Origin of the sequence: Paenibacillus shenyangensis, from assembly GCF_000346635.1 — a bacterium.
GTDB classification, from domain to species: Bacteria; Bacillota; Bacilli; order Paenibacillales; family Paenibacillaceae; genus Saccharibacillus; species Saccharibacillus dauci.
On sequence record NZ_AOIG01000007.1, the window covers coordinates 51,930 to 70,191 of the forward strand.

General features: G+C 47.8%; 19 protein-coding genes. 15 read left to right on the plus strand and 4 right to left on the minus strand.

Annotated features, from left to right (window positions below; all coding sequences use genetic code 11):
* Positions 1–6 precede the first annotated feature (6 nt).
* From H065_RS0105750 to H065_RS0105765, 4 genes are all read left to right on the plus strand, one after another.
* A complete protein-coding gene (locus tag H065_RS0105750; RefSeq protein ID WP_017812072.1) occupies positions 7–948 on the plus strand; it encodes an oxidoreductase in 942 nt (313 codons plus the stop codon).
* A 98-nt stretch (positions 949–1,046) separates the two neighbouring features.
* Entirely contained in the window at positions 1,047–1,856 is an 810-nt protein-coding gene (pdxK, locus tag H065_RS0105755) for a pyridoxine/pyridoxal/pyridoxamine kinase (protein ID WP_017812073.1), read from the plus strand.
* A 26-nt stretch (positions 1,857–1,882) separates the two neighbouring features.
* Positions 1,883–2,566: a hypothetical protein gene (locus tag H065_RS26865; protein WP_017812074.1), complete on the plus strand. Its 684-nt coding sequence runs from the start codon at positions 1,883–1,885 to the stop codon at positions 2,564–2,566.
* A gap of 368 nt (positions 2,567–2,934) precedes the next feature.
* Positions 2,935–3,213, plus strand: a complete 279-nt coding sequence (locus H065_RS0105765; RefSeq protein ID WP_017812075.1) for an HPr family phosphocarrier protein — start codon at positions 2,935–2,937, stop codon at positions 3,211–3,213.
* Between the two features lie 187 nt (positions 3,214–3,400).
* Here H065_RS0105765 and H065_RS26870 read toward each other — a convergent pair whose 3' ends face one another.
* Positions 3,401–4,270 (minus strand): AraC family transcriptional regulator, encoded by an 870-nt coding sequence (locus H065_RS26870; RefSeq protein ID WP_017812076.1) that lies wholly within the window; start codon positions 4,268–4,270, stop codon positions 3,401–3,403.
* 222 nt (positions 4,271–4,492) lie between these two features.
* Here H065_RS26870 and H065_RS0105775 point away from each other — a divergent pair, with 222 nt between their 5' ends.
* From H065_RS0105775 to H065_RS0105785, 3 genes are all read left to right on the plus strand, one after another.
* Positions 4,493–5,749, plus strand: a complete 1,257-nt coding sequence (locus H065_RS0105775) for an ABC transporter substrate-binding protein (protein WP_017812077.1) — start codon at positions 4,493–4,495, stop codon at positions 5,747–5,749.
* A 72-nt stretch (positions 5,750–5,821) separates the two neighbouring features.
* The gene (locus H065_RS0105780) at positions 5,822–6,694 is read left to right on the plus strand and encodes a carbohydrate ABC transporter permease (protein ID WP_017812078.1); all 873 of its coding nucleotides are present in this window, start codon (positions 5,822–5,824) and stop codon (positions 6,692–6,694) included.
* A 37-nt stretch (positions 6,695–6,731) separates the two neighbouring features.
* A complete protein-coding gene (locus tag H065_RS0105785; protein WP_017812079.1) occupies positions 6,732–7,541 on the plus strand; it encodes a carbohydrate ABC transporter permease in 810 nt (269 codons plus the stop codon).
* Positions 7,542–7,734: 193 nt separating this feature from the next.
* On the opposite strand, the gene H065_RS0105790 is transcribed toward H065_RS0105785, so the two are convergent.
* From H065_RS0105790 to H065_RS0105800, 3 genes are read right to left on the minus strand one after another with little or no spacing between them, the layout of a single operon-like run.
* The gene (locus tag H065_RS0105790; protein ID WP_017812080.1) at positions 7,735–8,421 is read right to left on the minus strand and encodes a response regulator; all 687 of its coding nucleotides are present in this window, start codon (positions 8,419–8,421) and stop codon (positions 7,735–7,737) included.
* Positions 8,418–9,614 (minus strand): sensor histidine kinase, encoded by a 1,197-nt coding sequence (locus H065_RS26875; protein WP_017812081.1) that lies wholly within the window; start codon positions 9,612–9,614, stop codon positions 8,418–8,420. The genes H065_RS0105790 and H065_RS26875 overlap by 4 nt, the downstream gene beginning before the upstream one ends.
* A gap of 42 nt (positions 9,615–9,656) precedes the next feature.
* Entirely contained in the window at positions 9,657–10,085 is a 429-nt protein-coding gene (locus H065_RS0105800; RefSeq protein ID WP_017812082.1) for a DUF1453 family protein, read from the minus strand.
* A 363-nt stretch (positions 10,086–10,448) separates the two neighbouring features.
* On the opposite strand from H065_RS0105800, the gene H065_RS25330 reads away from it, so the two are divergent.
* The 8 genes from H065_RS25330 to H065_RS0105845 all read left to right on the plus strand — a co-directional run bounded on the left by H065_RS25330 (position 10,449) and on the right by H065_RS0105845 (position 18,154).
* Complete coding sequence (locus tag H065_RS25330) at positions 10,449–11,588, plus strand: iron-containing alcohol dehydrogenase family protein (RefSeq protein WP_017812084.1); 1,140 nt, start codon at positions 10,449–10,451, stop codon at positions 11,586–11,588.
* Between the two features lie 67 nt (positions 11,589–11,655).
* Entirely contained in the window at positions 11,656–12,672 is a 1,017-nt protein-coding gene (locus tag H065_RS0105815) for an ABC transporter substrate-binding protein (RefSeq protein ID WP_017812085.1), read from the plus strand.
* A 41-nt stretch (positions 12,673–12,713) separates the two neighbouring features.
* Entirely contained in the window at positions 12,714–13,622 is a 909-nt protein-coding gene (gene ssuC, locus H065_RS0105820) for an aliphatic sulfonate ABC transporter permease SsuC (RefSeq protein WP_017812086.1), read from the plus strand.
* A 21-nt stretch (positions 13,623–13,643) separates the two neighbouring features.
* A complete protein-coding gene (locus H065_RS0105825) occupies positions 13,644–14,432 on the plus strand; it encodes an ATP-binding cassette domain-containing protein (RefSeq protein WP_017812087.1) in 789 nt (262 codons plus the stop codon).
* 61 nt (positions 14,433–14,493) lie between these two features.
* Positions 14,494–15,201 carry a GNAT family N-acetyltransferase gene (locus tag H065_RS0105830; RefSeq protein ID WP_017812088.1) on the plus strand — a complete coding sequence of 236 codons (708 nt, stop codon included), beginning with the start codon at positions 14,494–14,496 and terminating at the stop codon, positions 15,199–15,201.
* 1 nt (position 15,202) lies between these two features.
* Positions 15,203–15,496, plus strand: a complete 294-nt coding sequence (locus H065_RS0105835) for a glutaredoxin family protein (RefSeq protein WP_017812089.1) — start codon at positions 15,203–15,205, stop codon at positions 15,494–15,496.
* Between the two features lie 118 nt (positions 15,497–15,614).
* Positions 15,615–16,943 carry an LLM class flavin-dependent oxidoreductase gene (locus H065_RS0105840; RefSeq protein ID WP_017812090.1) on the plus strand — a complete coding sequence of 443 codons (1,329 nt, stop codon included), beginning with the start codon at positions 15,615–15,617 and terminating at the stop codon, positions 16,941–16,943.
* 293 nt (positions 16,944–17,236) lie between these two features.
* The gene (locus H065_RS0105845; protein ID WP_017812091.1) at positions 17,237–18,154 is read left to right on the plus strand and encodes a LysR family transcriptional regulator; all 918 of its coding nucleotides are present in this window, start codon (positions 17,237–17,239) and stop codon (positions 18,152–18,154) included.
* Positions 18,155–18,262: the final 108 nt, after the last annotated feature.

Sequence of the window (18,262 nt, forward strand, 5' to 3'; positions counted from 1 at the left end):
ACAGGGATGGGTCAGCAGTGGACAGCGAATCAGATACCGGATCAAACCGGTAAACGCATAATTATCACAGGAGGGAGCGGAGGACTGGGACTGGAGACGGCTCTGGAACTGGCTGCCAAAGGAGCTGCATTAGTGCTGGCTATACGTAATGCGGATAAAGGAAAGCAAGCAGCTGCGCAGATCAGACAGCGTTATCCGCATACACAGGTAGAGGTAATGCCGCTTGATCTGGCTGACCTGAACAGTGTCAGTGAATTTGCCGATCTGTATCGGAGCCGCTACGACTCCCTCGATATTTTGATCAATAATGCAGGTGTCATGATTCCGCCTTACCAGAAAACAAAGCAGGGCTTTGAACTGCAGTTTGGCAGCAATCATCTGGGACATTTTGCACTTACCAGTCATCTGCTGCCGCTGCTGCTCGCTACACCAGGTTCACGAATCATAACGCTCAGTAGTATTGCAGCGCGAACAGGCTATATTTATTTTAATAATCTGGATGGACGAATCGGCTACAGTGCCGGCAAATTCTACTGTCAGAGCAAACTGGCGAATCTGCTGTTTGCCAAGGAACTGCAAAAAAGACTGACCGAGGCAGGCGCAGATACGATAAGTGTGGGCTGTCATCCGGGGATTGCCAATACCAATCTGGTCTCGCGTGGTTCGGGCAAGCAGGCGATCTGGCCGGTTCGTTTTGTCTGGGGATTGTTCAGCCAGACCGCAGCATTTGGAGCCCTGCCTACCTTATATGCAGCAACCGAGTCTTCCCTGATTGGCGGCGAATTTATTGGTCCTGATGGACCGGGCAGCCGAAAGGGATATCCGCACCATGATATTTCCTTTGAACACAAGGTGAATTACGGGACTGCAGCCAAACTATGGACAGTATCCGAAGAATTGACAGGGGTACATTATGATTTTGTACAAGCACAACAAGCAGAAGAATGAATAAGCTGAAACTTACATATCCTTTTCATGAAAAGGATGTATTCTCATGTCAGGTTGTGCTAAAATAAAGGGACTCTATGCGAAGGAGAATTACACACATGACAATACCAAAAACCTTAACGATAGCCGGCTCGGACACAAGCGGCGGAGCAGGAATTCAAGCGGATTTGAAAACCTTTCAGGAATTAGGCGTTTATGGTATGACGGTGCTGACAACCATCGTAGCCATGGAACCGGAGACGTGGAATCATCAGGTATTCCCCGTAGAATTGAACGTAGTAGAAGCGCAGATGCGTACCGTGCTGGAAGGAATCGGATTCGATGCGATGAAGACAGGGATGCTCGGTTCGGTCGAGATTATTGAGCTGGTAGCCAGCTATCTCAAGCGTTATCCGTTGAATCGTATTGTTATCGATCCGGTTATGGTCTGCAAAGGTACGGATGAAGTGCTTCAGCCAGAAAATACCGAAGCGATGCTGGAGCTACTGATTCCGGGAGCCGATCTGGTTACGCCGAATCTGTTTGAAGCTTCCCAACTGGCGAAGACCGGTCCAATTACGACGGAAGAACAGATGAAAGAAGCAGCAGTTCGTATCTATGAGCGTGGTGCCAAGCATGTACTGATCAAAACACGTGGTAAAGTCAAAGAAGGCAAAGCGCTGGATCTGCTGTATGATGGTCAGAGCTTTGACTGGTTTGAAGTAGACGCGATTGCTACCGATTATACGCATGGTGCGGGATGCACGACTTCGGCAGCTGTTACGGCAGGTCTGGCAAAAGGTCTCTCTGTGAAGGATGCCTACAGCGATGCCAAAAACTTCATCACACAGGCGATCTCCAATGGATTTCCGCTGAACCGCTATGTAGGTCCTACACTGCATGCGGCTCACCGTCTGCAACTGAAATAACAGCCTTGTAGAGTGGAGGAATAACTATGAATCGCTTATCCAAATGGATGCTTGGCACTGGACTCGTGCTGATGATTGTCCTCGTCAGCGCCTGTTCATCCGACAAGGATCAGCCCGTGCAACCACCGGCAGCAAGTGAAAATGCGGCCGATAATGGTACAGAAGCTCAGCCAGGTGGTGCCGGCACGACAGCACCGGATATGGGTATTAATAACGGTTCTGATACCGGCACTACCGGATCGGCAGACAGTACGACCGGTAGTGGAAGTACTGCTCCCGATAGCACGACCGGAACAACCGGCAGTTCAAACAATAGCAGCACAGGAACAGGCAATACAGATACCGGTACGGATAAAGGCACAAGCAATAATGCCAATCCACAATTAACGCCGGAGACCAAGGAACTGAAGATCAGTACCGTTCAACAAGGACCTGGTCAGCTGTTTCTGCGTGTAGAATCTTTACCGCAGGGATACAAAGTAAGCAATATGGAATGGCAGTCTGCCAATTCCAATGAGACAGCCACGTTCGATCAGGCTGTACAAAATGGCAAGAACGGCAAGGACGGATTTTTTGCAAGCAGTGACCAGCGTAATTTTGGTTTTATTTATAATCAGAGCCACAGTGGAGAACAAGGAAAAGTAATGCTTACGCTTCAAAATGAAGCGAAAGATGAATTGACCTGGTATGAAGATGTGACCTTGCAGTAAATGGAATCATACGGCACCTCGCACGATCCAAAAGCCTCTGCCTACTATGGCAGGGGTATTTTGGTGCCGAAATACCCCTGCATTTATTCTGTAACAACTATAATTTTCATGAAAATGATCATGGCATATTTACTTGAGATAATTTGTGAATGTTGGCTATCATTTGCCGATAAAATAGGTAAATGTAAACTATATATAGCTTGTTGAATTGTTAAAGCGGTTATATTTTTCCTACAACTTTCCAGGCAAGGAGCAGATTTTACGTTCCTGTTGCCTATTCGTTACAATAGACGTTTCCTAATCGTTCAACAGGCAGCTCACAAATGGATCAGTACCCATTATGCCAACACGAGAGAGGATATGAGAACATGAGAGTACATCAATTCACCGTTCAAAGTAATCTGGATCGCGCACATCTGCTGCGCATCGCCAACGAAGCATCACGCTTTGCTTCCGATATTCGCGTATCCTTTGGTCCTGACACCAACCGCAGAGAGGTCGATGTAAAAAGTCTGCTCGGCATGATGCTGACTATCATCCCGGCAAACACCGAGATCTGCCTGACTACACGCGGCAAGGATGAGCTGGAAGCACTGGAATATGTACAGTCGCTGTTTGAACAGATTATCATTGCACCATCCATGTAGTTTGTACGAAATAGATACAATAAAATCCCCGTTACCCCAGCAGGATCGATATCGACCTGTGTGGTAGCGGGGATTTTTATTATGCACGTTATGCTGGTTACTTTTGCTGCGAATTTTATAAGGCATGTCTTATGATTCGTTTTTCATTATTTTGCACTACATCGTCATACAAAAGAACAAGGAATAATCAGAATTTATGCAGACGATAACGCTTGGGAGTAAACCCGCTGTGCTTTTTGAATGCCTTGGAAAAAGAAAATACATCGGGATAGCCCACTGCAAAAGCAATCTCGGCCAAAGAGTCATTGGTATCCGACAGCAGCCGACGGGCTTTTTCCATCTTGAGACTGCGGATATATTCGGCAGGTGGAGTTCTGTATTTCTCATGGAACTGCTTGCTGAAATGAGTACGGTGAATACCGACATAATTCGCAACCTGAGTAACAGTGAGTCCTTTGTCGAAATAGGCATGAATATACTCAATTGCCTGCTCCATCCAGGGCACAGGTTCCTTGGTAGGTGTGTAATCAATACGTGCTGCCTGGTTAGCAGACAGCATGGCAAACATACCGAATAATACCTCCAAACGACGGAGTTCAGCACTAAAGGTATCAGAACGCTGATTCGTGTTTAATATAAGATTATAATAATCAATCATCTGATCGAAAAGCTCGGTACTGAGTTCGCTATATCCGTCCTGCATATTGCTTTCCTGGATCAGCAGATCCGCCTGGGGACCAGTAAAGCCTACAAAGTAAGTTTCAAGAGGTTCATCGGTATTATTGATATATTCAATGGTGGCCATGGAAGACATACACCATATATTATTTGTTCCAAGTACATAATTATGACCGTTTTTGATGATCATGCCACCCTGCCGATTAGCTATCCAGAAGCAGGTAGGATTGGTGGCAAATAACCTCCTGCAGCCAGGTTCCAGAGAGTAGCGACCTGCCTGTGTAATCCACAGTCCACCGGTTTGTATAAAAGAAGAAGTAGAAAGCATAAAACGCTCCAAGCTTTCTCTTTCGGCTTGAAAAATGATATCACTTGCCATCCGTTCGTATTCATCCTTTCTGTTTAAATAGGTACCCTATCATTATACAACACATTTTGACAAATAAAAACAGCACAAAATGACATTGTTTGATAATCTTCATTTTTGCTATGATTTAAATCACGGTATTCCTACTAAATTAATGGGGATATTTTAACTTTAGTTAATTTACATAGATAATCCCGATATGTTCATTGACGATACGAAAATGGAGGATGATTCATGAAAAATCAACGTACAAGATTGGCTTTACTGCTTGTTATGGTACTTGCGCTTACCGGAGTGTTATCCGCATGCGGAGGTGGATCTGATCAGGCAGCCGATGGCAAAGTAACAATCAGTTTCCTCCACTGGCGCGGGGAAGATACGCAGACGTTCCAGAAGATCATTGATGCTTTTGAGCAAAAGAACCCGAATATTGTCGTCGATATGCAAACGCTCACTTCCGATCAGTATCAAACAACGGCTCAAGCCAAATTGACTGATGGATCGGTAGGGGATGTATTCGCTTCTTTCCCGGGTGCACAATTTTCCGCACTTGCCAAAGCAGGTCTGTTCACGGATCTGTCCGGTGAATCATTCCTTAAAAATTATAATGCAAATCTGATCGAAGCAGGCAGTCAAGACGGCAAACAATGGGCTGTACCTTATCAGCTCGTGTATAATATGCCAATTTATAATAAAGCCCTTTTTGAAAAATATGGTTTGACTCCACCGAAGGACTGGGAGGGCTTCCTCAAAGTCTGCCAGACCCTCAAAGATAACGGAATTATCCCGATTGCCTTTGCCGGTGGCGATATTGGACCCGGACAATTGATGAACACGATGGTAATGAATAATGAACCGAGCGAAGATATTTTCACCAAGGTCGAAGCAGGACAAGCCAAGCTGACCGATGAATTCTGGGTGAAAACACTGGCTGAGTTCAAAGAACTGAATGATAAAGGATTCTTCCAACCAAACTCTCTAGGTACCAAAGATCCGGCAGCAGGTGCACTGTTTATTCAGGGTAAAGCCGCCATGCTCGCCAGTGGTTCCTATCAACTGAGCCAGAATGCCAAGCAGAATCCGGAGCTGCAGCAGGGACTACTCGCACCGATCACTGTATCGGCGGATCAGGCCAAATATGAAGGCGTGCATACAAGTACATTTATGCTGGCTGTCAACAGCCGCTCCAAACATCCGGAAGAAGCGAAGAAATTCGTTGAATTCTTGAGCCAGCCGGATATTGCTGCTCAATATGCTAATGAAACCGGACAAAATGTAACACTTAAGGATATCAAGTATGATAGCAAGGAACTGAATATCGCTCAGGAATGGGCAGATAAGAAAACAGTATTCCAGCCTCGTTATACAATTGTAAATGCCGAGAATCAAAAGGCTGTGACCAACTCGATCCAGGCGGTTCTGGGTGGTGCTACACCAGAACAGGCAGCTCAGGACGCACAGGCTATTATTGATCAGCAGATCGGACGTTAATACGTTCTGCTGATGATTTGCTCCATGTATCACAGGTATCAAAAGATAAAGTAAAGGGATACGGTAACGCTTATGATTAATCGTAAATTACTATGGCTGTTTATGCTTCCTGGAATATTGCTGTACACCGGCCTGTTCGTATACCCGGCTTTATCGGGATTGTTCTACTCCTTTACCAACTGGGACGGTGTATCGCCGTCCTACAATTTTGTGGGAATTGACAATTACAAAGACAGCTTTGACAGCATTACATTCCGCAAGGCATTTCTGAATAATATCAAATTCATGGTCGTTGTGGTCGTGCTGCAGACGGTTATCTCGCTGGTACTGGCACTTGTACTTGCCAAGAACAGCCGCACACATGTTGTTTTCCGTGCATTGTACTTTTTCCCGGCTATTCTGTCATCGGTATCGGTAGGATTGATCTGGTCATTCATTTACGATCCTTCGATCGGTTTGCTGAATATGTCGCTTCAGAGTGCAGGACTGGATAGTCTGATGGGCAGCTGGACAGGGGATGCGAAGATTGCGCTGTATGCGATCGCCTTTGTACAGATCTGGGCACATGCCGGACAGATGATGATTATCTTTATTGCCGGATTGCATGCAATTCCGGGTGAATTGATGGAAGCCGCTCGTATTGACGGCGCCAACCGTTTGCAGATTTTCGGCAAAATCACATGGCCGCTGCTCGCGCCATCGGCAGCAATCGTCATCTCGTATACGACGATTCAGTCGTTCAAAGCGTTCGATCTGATCTTCGTCATGACAGATGGCGGACCGAACTATGCGACCGAGATTTTGACGACATATATTTATCATCTGGCGTTCTCCAATTATTCCTTCGGACTGGCATCTGCCGGATCCATGATTTTCCTGGTACTGCTGGGTATTCTGACGTTCTTCCAGTTCAGAGCATTGCGCCAGGAAGGAGCAAGAGGATGATTGGATATTTTACAGGAAAACGAGGTGAGCTGCTGCAATGAAATGGGTTGGACGTATCATCATGATTTTGTACGGGCTGCTGGTTGCAGCGCCACTGTATTTTGTAGTCGTATCTTCGTTTAAAACGAGCCAGGCTTTTTATGCGAATCCATTGGGCTGGCCGGATACATGGAGTCTGCAGAACTTTATTCATATTTTTGATGCTCAGCCCATGTTGCAATATTTTTGGAACAGTGCGAGGGTCACTCTGTTTACAGTAGTGATTGTATTATTCCTTGGAAGTCTGATTTCTTACGCCATTGTGCGTCTGGGCGGCAGATTGGGCAAATTCGCTTTTGCCTACTTTGTAGCCGGACTGATCATTCCGTCACAGGTTATTATGCTACCGCTGTATTCACTGGTGCGTCAGCTTGGATGGTCGGACAGCCTGACTGCATTGACGGTCGTAACTGCTGCCGGACTGCTACCGCTGACGGTATTCACGCTAACCGGATTTATGGAGATGCTAAGCAAGGAAATGATGGAAGCGGGAAGTATGGATGGAGCCGGTGAGTGGAAAATATACTGGCGTCTGGTATTGCCTTTATCCGGTCCATCGCTCTCGGCGACCGCGGCATTCCTGTTCGTAATGGTATGGAATGATCTGCTGATTCCGCTCATGCTGTTGAATAGTACGGAGAAGCTAACCCTGCCGCTCGCACTGATGCAATTCCGGGGCGAGTATGTTACGGATTACACCATGCTGCTGACAGGTGTCGTGATTACAGCACTGCCGATGGTTATTCTATTTGTATTCCTGCAGCGATTCTTTGTAACCGGTCTGACTGCAGGTTCGGTCAAAGGATAAACCGTTAGCAGCGTGTTGGATATTGAATGTTAGATGTTGAGTTTTACATGTTGAATGTTAAATTTTAAACATTGAATGCTTTGTATAATGACCCGTTTTGTAAAAGAAAAGCCAGACAGAACCCGGAAAATGATTTCCTCGGTTTTGTCTGGCTTTTTGTGTACGATTCTATTAGGGAAAGTAGGCACCTTGTTCAGGTAACAATTCCCTGCCGTATAGCGACTACGGCCGCCTGTGTACGGTCTTTGACCCCAAGTTTTTGGATAATATTATGTACATGGGTTTTGACGGTACTTTCGGAGACGTACAGGTCGGCAGCAATCTCAAAATTGCGTTTGCCATAGGCGACAGCCTGCAGAACTTCCAACTCGCGCTCGGTAAGCGGTTCGGTCAATGGCATAGCAGCGACAGACGAGTCGTCCCCATTTTGTACAGATAAAGGGCGGCCGAGCAGTTCAACGAGTGCACTGCCGGCAGTCGTGGTATTGTAAATGGCTCCACCTGCACAGATTGAACGAATTCCCTGAATCATTTCGTTCATATCAATATCCTTAAGAAGATAGCCGGATGCGCCTGCGCGAATTCCATCGATCACATATTCCTGTACATCAAAAGTCGTCAGCAGCACAATCTTGATCTCCGGACGCTGCTGCAAAATAGCACGTGTTGCTTCGATACCGGTCATACCCGGCATCTGGATATCCATCAGAATCAGATCTGGCTGATATTCACCGGTAAGCGCGACAGCTTCGTCGCCGGTAGATGCCTCGGTAACGACCTGCAGATCCGGCTGCAGATCGAGAATATAGCGGATTCCCTGACGGATCAATGACTGGTCATCGGCCAGCATAATACGAATAGGACGGTTAGGCTGGTTCATGGCATACTCCTTTGTTGTTCATGATGTATTGCAAATGAAAGGGGCAGGCGGGCTTCTACAATCAGGCCACCACCTTCGCGTGCCCGGAACGTACATTTACCTTGCAGCTGCTCGCAGCGCCGAATCATATTTTGCAGACCAAAGCCGTGAATTAACGGAGTGTCCTCGCGGTACACTCCATTATCGGCAATATGCATAATCACCTGGTCGCCCAGCTGATTGATCGTCACGTCTACGACCGAGGCCTCGGCATGGCGAACGATATTGGTCAGTGATTCCTGCAAGATACGATACAGAATACCATCGACGGCTTCGCCCCACTGGGAGTCGGCTGCATCCGCCTGGAAATTCAGTGTGAATCCCGAACGCTCTGCGACCTGGGAAGCGAGCGTATGCAGTTCACTGACTCCACGTTCACTGACCGACCAGTCTCTCACTACGCTGCGTACTTCGGCCAGTCCCTGACGGGAAACGTCCAGCAGCTGATTCACGGTATGCTCTGCCTGCTCGGGATGAGGCCGAATCATCCATTTCAGTGCCTGCAGTTGTACAATCAGGGAAGTAAAATGATGACCAAGTCCGTCATGAATCTCGCCTGCGATACGTGTTCGTTCGGCCAGGGCTGCATAGCGGATCGATTGTAGCGCATTCTCCTGCAGTTCGTTATGAGCATGCTTCAATTCATTATGCACGGTCTCCAGTTCCTGTAGCTGTTCACTATTAATGCGGAGCACCGAGATATACCGGTAAATACTATGTACGCCAAAATAAATACTTACCAACGAGATCAGCATGGAATAAGGAAATCCACGATCATAATCTGCAATCAGCATTAGTACACCGGTTAAAAGGGCAAAAAAGGAAGCAATACTCTTCTCACGGACCGAAATGGTACAAAGAATAGCAAACCATACCCACAGCAGAGCCAAAAAGTTGGCAGGCGCATTGGCCATGCGTTCATTAACGAACATCATGACATACAAAAATAGACTGAATGTGATAATAAAAATCGGATGAAGCTTGAGGGGAGCCCATGTCAGGATGACAAAAATCAGCATGGTCACCGTATAGATCGACCAGATAAAAAAGGACTCCCGAAAATAGATAGTAAAGCAGCTGTACATCATAATGATGGTCACAGAAAGACGGAATACCAGCGAGTGGTTACCCATCAGCCTGTTCAGATTATCCATACGATTAATTCCTTCCCGCAGTAGTACCCTGTGCTGAAGCTATCAGATACCATGAATCAGCCGGTTGTAATCAAGATAAATCATGATGCGGGTGGTAACAACATTGGCCAGTGCTATAATCAGCAGACTATTGGATATCAATGTGGCTGCATCGCTATGATGGGGCAGCAGATAACCCGAATCGATCAGATAACCGGTGAATACACGTACAGCAATCAGTACAAGCACAATAATCATACTGGTAATAGAAGATCTTGTTACAATTTTACCATTTATAGGGTCCTGATGAACAGTATGGTATCGGGAACGAATCCAGCCAATCATGGCGCCGATACTGATACTGACAAATAATATAATTTCCATGATCAGACCGCCTGACAGCATAGGCTGAATCTGGGGAGATACAGCATACAGCAGAATTGCCGGCAGCAAGAATAGTTGAATAGGACGTACTTCCTTGACTCTGGCCATAGGATCACTCTCTTTCTGTAGATGGGGAGATAGGAGTTATCAGCAGTGGGAGCGGATAATTATCCCTCCAATCATGAAGTTAATTCCAGTATAATCGGCAGCAACATTCGCTTCATCGGTGGTTGGATGGATTTGGTCCCAGGTGTTCTCCACCTCCAGATGGAGCAGAGGATAGCTGTATAGATAGAACCTTTTGATATATGTATAGAATTTATTGATTAGCAGATGCATTGCGCTCTGGAGGAGCAGATGCTAGACTTTATTCAAGTTTTAACCAACTTAAATGGTCGGAATTATCGGATATGAATAAAAGTGATGATTTGCAAGGATTACATTTTATTAACAATCAAAGGGGTGCTGTACATGATAATCATCAAAGCTCCATCGATATACTTGAATGAGCCACATCTGCTGGCTGTCAGCGGCTCGCATATTCGGGCTCTTGGCAGCAATGCCCTCCTTATCGGTGGTCATACGGCGCTGGAGAAAGTTACACCTCATCTGCTCCCAGCGCTGGACGAGGCAGGGGTGAATTATCATTTGCAGCCTTTTCAGGGAGAGTGTACCCGTGAAGTAATTCAGGCTTATACGGGTATAGCACGTAAAGTTCAAGTAAATCTGATTATTGGTGCAGGTGGCGGCAAAGTACTGGATCTGGCCAAAGCAGTCGCCGAACAAGCCGGGCTCCCGGTAGTAACAATTCCGACGATTCCAGCTACCTGTGCAGCCTGGTCGGCACTGACTGTTCTGTATGATGAACGGGGACAGGCAGCCGGATATTGGCCGCTGCGTCGCTCACCCGATCTGGTACTTGCCGATACAGCGTTATTGGCGGCAGCACCTGCCCGGTATCTGGCAGCAGGCATAGGGGATACGCTGGTCAAATGGCATGAATTTGCAGTGAATCTCAGTGGCAATTATTCCAGTCTGGCGCTGCGCAGCAGTGTTGCTACTGCCCGACTAGCGCTGGAGATTCTGGAAGAGCATGCACTGGATGTGTACGAACAGTCTCCTCGGCAGCAGATAACGCCTGGATTTATACAAGTCACAGATGCCATTATCGTACTGGCTGGTCTGGTCGGAAGTATTCAGGATGGATCAGTACACGCGGCTATTGCTCATGGATTGCATGACAGCCTGACCCGGCTGGAAGATACTCATCGCAGTCTGCATGGGGAAAAGGTAGCTTTTGGACTGCTTACCCAGTGGCAGCTGGAGCAAAAGGAATACTCGGAGCTGCACCGGCTGGCTTCGCTGCTACATCAGTTGGATCTGCCGGTGACATTGAAACAGCTGGGTATTGAGGGCGATCGGGAGCAGGCAGCCAGACAGATTGCCAAAGGATTGACTCTGCGTGAAGGAGCTGATCATCATCTGACCTTTGCAGTTCATCCCGAAGCAGTTACTCGTGCCATTCTTGAGGCGGATGAGCTGGGAGAGCAGTTAATCGCCTCGACAGCGAAGGGGAAGCAAAACGTACTTGGAAGTACAACGGCTCGCTAGATCGTTTTATTTCAATCTATATACGATATATACACGGACCCTATTAAACAAGAAAAGGTGATGATTCTTGAAACAACGTACAAACACTACTATATTCCTGTTTACATGTTTTAGTCTGTTAATCTTCCTATCAGGCTGTTCGGGCAAAACGAATGAATCCTCACCCGGTGAAGCGGCTGCTGCGGGAGAAGTAACGATCCGTGTCGGTCAGACAGGGTGGGGTAATCTGGAGGAAGGATTGAAGGCGGCAGGGTTGGATGATACACCTTACCATGTGGAATACAGTGTCTTCCAGGGAGGCAATCTGATCCTGGAAGCGATGGCAGCCGGACAAGTCGATTTTGGTATTACAAGCGAAATTCCGCCGATTTTTGCTTCGCAGGCAGCTGGTGGTGGGGGATTCAAAGTGGTTGCGGTACAGGAAGGCAATACACTAAATCAGGAAGTTGTAGTGGCGCAGGGTTCCCCAATTCAAAGTGTCGCAGATCTTAAAGGCAAAAAAGTCGCTTTTGTCAAAAATACAACGGCTCATTACTTTCTGCTCAAAATGCTGGAGGAAGCAGGATTACGCTGGCAGGATATTGATGCGGTAGAGCTATCCACAGCAGATGGTCTGAGCGCATTGATCAGCGGTAAAGTTGACGCTCTTGCAAGCTATGGCAATGCCATTATTTCTGCTCACCAGAAAGACGCCATAACCATTGCCAGCGCCAAGGACATTCTGTCAGGCAGCTTTCTCGTTAATGTATCGGACAGTGCAATCAAAGACAGCGCCCAGCAGAAAGCGATTGCCGATTATCTGAAACGGATCAATCAGTTCCACGAATGGTCCCGCAGTCATCTGCAGGAATGGGCGCAGATTACGGCAGATGCTACTCATCAGCCGGTAGAGCAGGCACTGCAAACCCTGCAGGAAGGAGAAGCCCAGCGTCATAGTCGTATCATTGCCGCTTCTGCAGAGACCATCCGTTCGGAGCAGGATGTAGCAGATACATTCAGCAAGGTAGGCGTGCTGTACCAACCGGTTAAAGTGTCTACGTTTTGGAGCGATGCCTTCAGCTCGGGTCTATCCACCAACAAATAATAACTGCAGCCCCATTATCAGATCGCAAAGGAGGTTATAGTGTGTCCTCAAAAAGTATAGCTCCACCGATTCAGGATCAGGCTGCACTTCATACAGCCGGGGAACCTGACGTAAATCGTGAATCTGGTACTTCTATTGTTTCGACCCGAAAGCGCTACAGTACGGATGATAATGCTTTTCTAAGGAGCCCCTGGTTAAATCGGCTGCTGCCGTTTGGACTGCCACTACTACTGCTTATCGGCTGGCAGTTGCTGACGGCTAACGGATGGATTGCCGGTAATATTCTGCCAACACCGGTAGAAGTATTTCGTGCACTGATCCGGTTGCTCGGTACAGGTGAACTGGTTGAGAATATTGCTGTCAGTACAAGCCGTGCTCTGAGTGGATTTGCAATCGGAGGTGGACTGGGCTTCCTGCTCGGCGTCGTCAATGGTATCTCACAGCTGTGGGAGAAAATATCGGATTCATCTATCCAGATGATTCGCAATATTCCGCATCTGTCGTTAATTCCGCTCGTCATTGTCTGGTTCGGAATCGGTGAGGAAGCCAAGCTGTTTCTCGTATCGCTGGGTGTATTTTTCCCGGTATATCTTAATACATTCCACGGTATTCGTTCGGTAGATCGCGGACTCGTAGAAATGGGCAAGGTGTACGGGTTGAGTCGTCTGGCGCTGTATACTCATATCATCCTGCCGGGTGCACTGCCATCGATTCTGGTCGGTATCCGCTATGCACTCGGTATTATGTGGCTGACCCTGATTGTAGCCGAGACCGTGGCAGCAGATGCCGGAATTGGCTATATGGCGATGAATGCACGGGAATTCATGCAGATGGATGTCATTGTACTGAGTATTCTGCTGTATGCTCTGCTGGGCAAGCTATCCGACAGTATGGCCAAGCTATTGGAGAAGCGCTGGCTGCGTTGGAATCCGGTACTATCCCGCAAATAAACAGTCAAAGGAGGAAAAGTAATGACAGTGGACCAGGCAGCTTTTCTGCATGTGGATCATATTGGTAAACGGTTTGGAGAGCGGCAGATTTTGTCGCAGGTAGATATTACGATCGGGAGGGGAGAGTTTGTAGCGATTGTCGGACGCAGCGGCTGTGGCAAAAGCACGTTGCTGCGTCTGATCGCTGGTCTGGAGCAGCCGACCAGCGGACAGATCAGTATCGATCGCGATACCAAAGGTTCTTCGGCAGCAGGAGCTGACGGACGGCGGTCAACCCGGTTTCTGTTTCAGGAATCCCGGCTGCTGCCATGGAAGTCAGTGCTGGATAATGTAAGGCTGGGCATTCCGGATAAAAACAGACATACCGCCCGTGAAGCACTGGCACAGGTAGGATTGGCTGACCGCGAAAAGGAATGGCCGGGCATACTCTCCGGTGGACAAAAACAACGTGTCGCTCTGGCACGGGCACTGGCTAGTCGTCCGGATCTGCTGCTACTGGATGAACCTCTCGGCGCACTGGATGCACTGACACGTATCGAAATGCAGCAGCTGATCGAACGGCTCTGGATCGAGCAGGAGTTGACGATTGTACTGGTCACCCACGATGTGAGTGAAGCTGTTGCTCTTGCTGATCGTGTACTGCTGATAGAGGAAGGACATATTGCGCTGGATATGCGCATTACTCTGGATCGCCCACGTGAACGGGACAGCGGATTTGCTCACTTTGAGAACCAGATTCTGGGCAGATTGCTCCAGCGGGATAATCGACAGCCGCAGCCGATGGTTAGACAGCCCAATTTCTCCATCTAATACTCGGGATCACCCAATATTAACGTTTACAAAATGAAGCTTATATTGAGGAGGATTATATATGACTTTTACTGGACCCAAGCCGTATGCCTATCAGGCACCCAAGCAGAATCGCTCTACCGAACCTTCTTTGTCAACAACTGAACTGTCGGATAATCATCTGAAATCTGCCAACAGCAGTACGGATACAGTCCATTCCGTTATAGACTCCCCAGCTGCAATTCACCAGCAGTCCGATATTATCCTGCGTCAGGCAGAAGGGACAGATGCCGAGGAATTGCTGCAGGTCATACTGGAGGCCTATGAGCCGCTTCGTCAACTGCAGATTCCATTTCCGGCAGGTTATGCAACGCTGGAGATGATCCAGAACAATATTGCCGCACATGAATGCTATCTCCTGATCAAAAATGGAGCGATTGCCGCGACTGTCACGCTGGACCGGGATGATCAGCCGCGACTGAAAGAATTGAGCAGTCTGCCGTTCATCCGCTGGTTTGCCGTTGGACCTCGGTTCAAAGGGCAAGGGTACGGTGCGCAGCTACTCAACTGGCTGGAGCAGGAGATTATAGCCGGCAAGCACGGTCAGCCGGGAGTCATGCTGGCGACAGCAACCCGTCATCCATGGTTGGCACCGATGTACGAACGACGTGGTTATTATACCTTTTATGATGAGAACCATAATGGCGAGCATATTGTCTTTATGGCCAAGCTGCTCGACCCTGAACAGGAATTGCAATCATTTATTCATACAACTACAGGAGGGAAATAAAATGTCTACAATTACCCAACCGGTTACACATATTATTGTCTGGAGCAAAACAGGCTGCCACTTTTGCCAGGAAATCAAAACCTATCTGGAACTGAATGGGTACACCTATACCAATTTGGAAGTCGCCGGTAATGATGTGCTGCGTGATGTGCTGGAGGCCAAGTATGGTATCCGTCATGTACCTGTCGTGGAAATAGGTGGCAACGGGAAATATACCGCTCTGTTGGAGCCGGATCTGGAGAAGCTGCAGTATCTGCTAAACAGTACACAGGTGGAAGAAAGCAGAGTCCAGTGATTCGACTCGCAAGCAATGAACAATAACTTTTGGTAAAAATCAATCAGAGGTATCGGTTCCGGTTTAGCCGAATGGCTATCGATCACTATTAATAATATAAGTAGAGAGGATGAGAGCAATGAGTCAGCAGCGTCAGCTTAAATTTGGAGCGATTATACACGGAATCGGAGGAAGCATGTCCACATGGAGGCATCCGGAGGTACCTGTTGATGCCAGTGTAAGTCTGGAGTTTTACAAGCGTCAAGCCGTAAAGGCAGAAGAAGGCAAGTTTGATCTGGTATTTATCGCGGATGGATTGTTTATCAATGAACAGTCCCTGCCTCATTTTCTGAACCGGTTCGAGCCGATAACGATCCTGTCGGCATTGGCGGCAGTTACTTCACGGATCGGCCTCGTAGGAACGATCTCTACCAGCTATAGTGAACCTTTTACCATTGCCAGACAGTTATCCTCCCTGGATCATATCAGCGGCGGACGTGCCGGCTGGAATGTGGTGACTTCTCCACTGGAAGGTTCTGCTCTTAATTATAGCCGATCCCAGCATCCTTCCCATCCGGAACGCTACCGGATTGCTGCCGAATACCTGGAAGTTACCAAAGGTCTCTGGGATTCATGGGAAGAAGATGCTTTTGTCCGGGACAAAGCAACCGGTGTTTTCTTTGATACTTCCAAGCTGCATACGCTGAATCACCAGGGAGAGTATTTCTCGGTACAGGGGCCACTAAATATTGGACGTTCCCGGCAGGGACAGCCGGTTATTTTTCAGGCGGGATCATCGGAAGATGGGCGGAATCTGGCAGCTCAATCTGCAGATGCAGTCTTTACCGGACAGGAGACACTGGAAGATGCCCAGGCTTTTTACCAGGATGTGAAAAAGCGGGCAGCTGCCTACGGACGAAGCGAAGATGAGCTCAAAATCCTGCCTGGTATCACACCGATTATCGGACGAACTGAAGCCGAAGCAGAAGAGCGATACCGCGAAATTGCCAGCTTGATCACTGTGGACAAGGCACTGCTGTATCTGGGTCGCTTTTTTGATCATCATGACTTCTCCCAGTATGCGCTGGATGAGCCATTCCCGGAACTGCATGGGATCGGCAGCAACAGCTTCCGCAGCGGTACCGATAAAATCAAAAAAGATGCTCGCGAACGCAATCTGACCCTGCGTGAGGTAGCACTGCAGGCGGCGACGCCTCGCAGCAATTTTATCGGTACGGCTGAGCAGGTGGCAGACCGTATCCAATACTGGTTCGAACAGCGGGGATCAGATGGATTTATTATTCATTCCGATCTGCCTTCCGGTCTCCATCAGTTTGTGGATGAGGTGGTACCGATTCTGCAGGAGCGTGGTATTTACCGGGAAGATTATGAATACGATACGCTACGGGAGAATCTTGGTGTTCCTATTCCGCAGAATCGCTATACCCGCCGGACTGTGAATAGCTGAGCAACAGCTGTATATATGATTGTTCCGGGCAAATCAGCCCCTAATGACTGTGCACATCAGGCCAGTGTCCCTACCTGTATAATAGGGGCCTGATGCTGCAGTTTGATTTTCCCATTATGAATACAAGTCGGAGAAAGTCTTGCTGTATATGGGCTCTGAAGGAATTCTGCTGATAGGCATGCTGGATTCGATAGGAAATCCCGTTGACAAGCTCTTTTCACCCACCTATGATACATAAAACCAAGTTAATTCATAGGTTAAGTTAGTATAATCATAGGAAAGGGGAATGCACGATGAATATTGAGAATATGGAAGCTTTTGTGTACATCAATCATTATGGCAGCTTCAACAAAGCGGCAGAAATTCTGTTTTTGTCACAGCCTTCTGTTACTGCACGAATACAGTCACTGGAGCGGGAACTGGGCTGTAAATTATTCGAGCGACTCGGCCGGCAGATTCTGCTGACTGAAGAAGGCCGGCGCTTCCTGCCTTATGCCCAGCAAATGCTGCAAGTGCTGCAAAAAGGCAGACAGCAGATTCAGACGGTTCGCACAACACCAGAGGAGCTGACCATTGGATGTACACTCTCGGTATCTCACTATATTCTTCCTGCACTGTTTCCCCGGTTAAAAAAGCAATATCCGGCAACTCGCTTCAAAGTAGTGACAGCAGCTACAGATCAGCTGGTTAGCCGTTTGCTCAATAAAGAGCTTGATATGGCATTTGTACGCAAAGTAATGAATCCTTCGATTCGTACGGTATCCTCCTATGAGGATCCGATCTCACTGTATGTATATGCTGATCATCCCTTTGCCAGCCATCCTCCGGGATCGGCAGCTGCTCTGCAGGGAGAACCGCTGGTTTTTTTTGAATGTGGATCGCTTGACTGGTTGCGAATTCACCGTGTATTTGAATCGCTGCCCGTTCCACCAGATATTGCTTTTCAAGTAGATCATGCGGAGACCGCGCGCAAACTTGTACTGCAGCAGGCCAGCATTTCGCTGCTGCCAGGACTGAGCGTCCAGGAAGATGTACAGTCAGGCCGGCTCGTTCGTATTCCACTTCCTGAATTGGAAGGAATCTCGCTGCAGACTAGTCTCGTTACACTGAAAGAAAGCCAGCTGCATATTGCTTCGGTAACGGCAGAAATGCTCCGTGAACTGGAATATTTTCGACCGTCAGGGATTCTGCAGGAACCTGTCCATTTTTAAATACAGATGGATTCCATCCTTTAGCAAGTGAATGAACTGTGCTGGACTGGATTCTAATATACAAAAAGGAAATCTGCTTGTTTAATTCCGATTAAATACATGCGAATT

Coding starts and splice junctions, on each gene's coding strand:
- H065_RS0105750 (WP_017812072.1), top strand. CDS start 7: ATGGGTCAGCAGTGGACAGCGAATCAGATACCGGATCAAACCGGTAAA.
- pdxK (WP_017812073.1), top strand. CDS start 1,047: ATGACAATACCAAAAACCTTAACGATAGCCGGCTCGGACACAAGCGGC.
- H065_RS26865 (WP_017812074.1), top strand. CDS start 1,883: ATGAATCGCTTATCCAAATGGATGCTTGGCACTGGACTCGTGCTGATG.
- H065_RS0105765 (WP_017812075.1), top strand. CDS start 2,935: ATGAGAGTACATCAATTCACCGTTCAAAGTAATCTGGATCGCGCACAT.
- H065_RS26870 (WP_017812076.1), bottom strand. CDS start 4,270: ATGGCAAGTGATATCATTTTTCAAGCCGAAAGAGAAAGCTTGGAGCGT.
- H065_RS0105775 (WP_017812077.1), top strand. CDS start 4,493: ATGAAAAATCAACGTACAAGATTGGCTTTACTGCTTGTTATGGTACTT.
- H065_RS0105780 (WP_017812078.1), top strand. CDS start 5,822: ATGATTAATCGTAAATTACTATGGCTGTTTATGCTTCCTGGAATATTG.
- H065_RS0105785 (WP_017812079.1), top strand. CDS start 6,732: ATGAAATGGGTTGGACGTATCATCATGATTTTGTACGGGCTGCTGGTT.
- H065_RS0105790 (WP_017812080.1), bottom strand. CDS start 8,421: ATGAACCAGCCTAACCGTCCTATTCGTATTATGCTGGCCGATGACCAG.
- H065_RS26875 (WP_017812081.1), bottom strand. CDS start 9,614: ATGGATAATCTGAACAGGCTGATGGGTAACCACTCGCTGGTATTCCGT.
- H065_RS0105800 (WP_017812082.1), bottom strand. CDS start 10,085: ATGGCCAGAGTCAAGGAAGTACGTCCTATTCAACTATTCTTGCTGCCG.
- H065_RS25330 (WP_017812084.1), top strand. CDS start 10,449: ATGATAATCATCAAAGCTCCATCGATATACTTGAATGAGCCACATCTG.
- H065_RS0105825 (WP_017812087.1), top strand. CDS start 13,644: ATGACAGTGGACCAGGCAGCTTTTCTGCATGTGGATCATATTGGTAAA.
- H065_RS0105830 (WP_017812088.1), top strand. CDS start 14,494: ATGACTTTTACTGGACCCAAGCCGTATGCCTATCAGGCACCCAAGCAG.
- H065_RS0105835 (WP_017812089.1), top strand. CDS start 15,203: ATGTCTACAATTACCCAACCGGTTACACATATTATTGTCTGGAGCAAA.
- H065_RS0105840 (WP_017812090.1), top strand. CDS start 15,615: ATGAGTCAGCAGCGTCAGCTTAAATTTGGAGCGATTATACACGGAATC.
- H065_RS0105845 (WP_017812091.1), top strand. CDS start 17,237: ATGAATATTGAGAATATGGAAGCTTTTGTGTACATCAATCATTATGGC.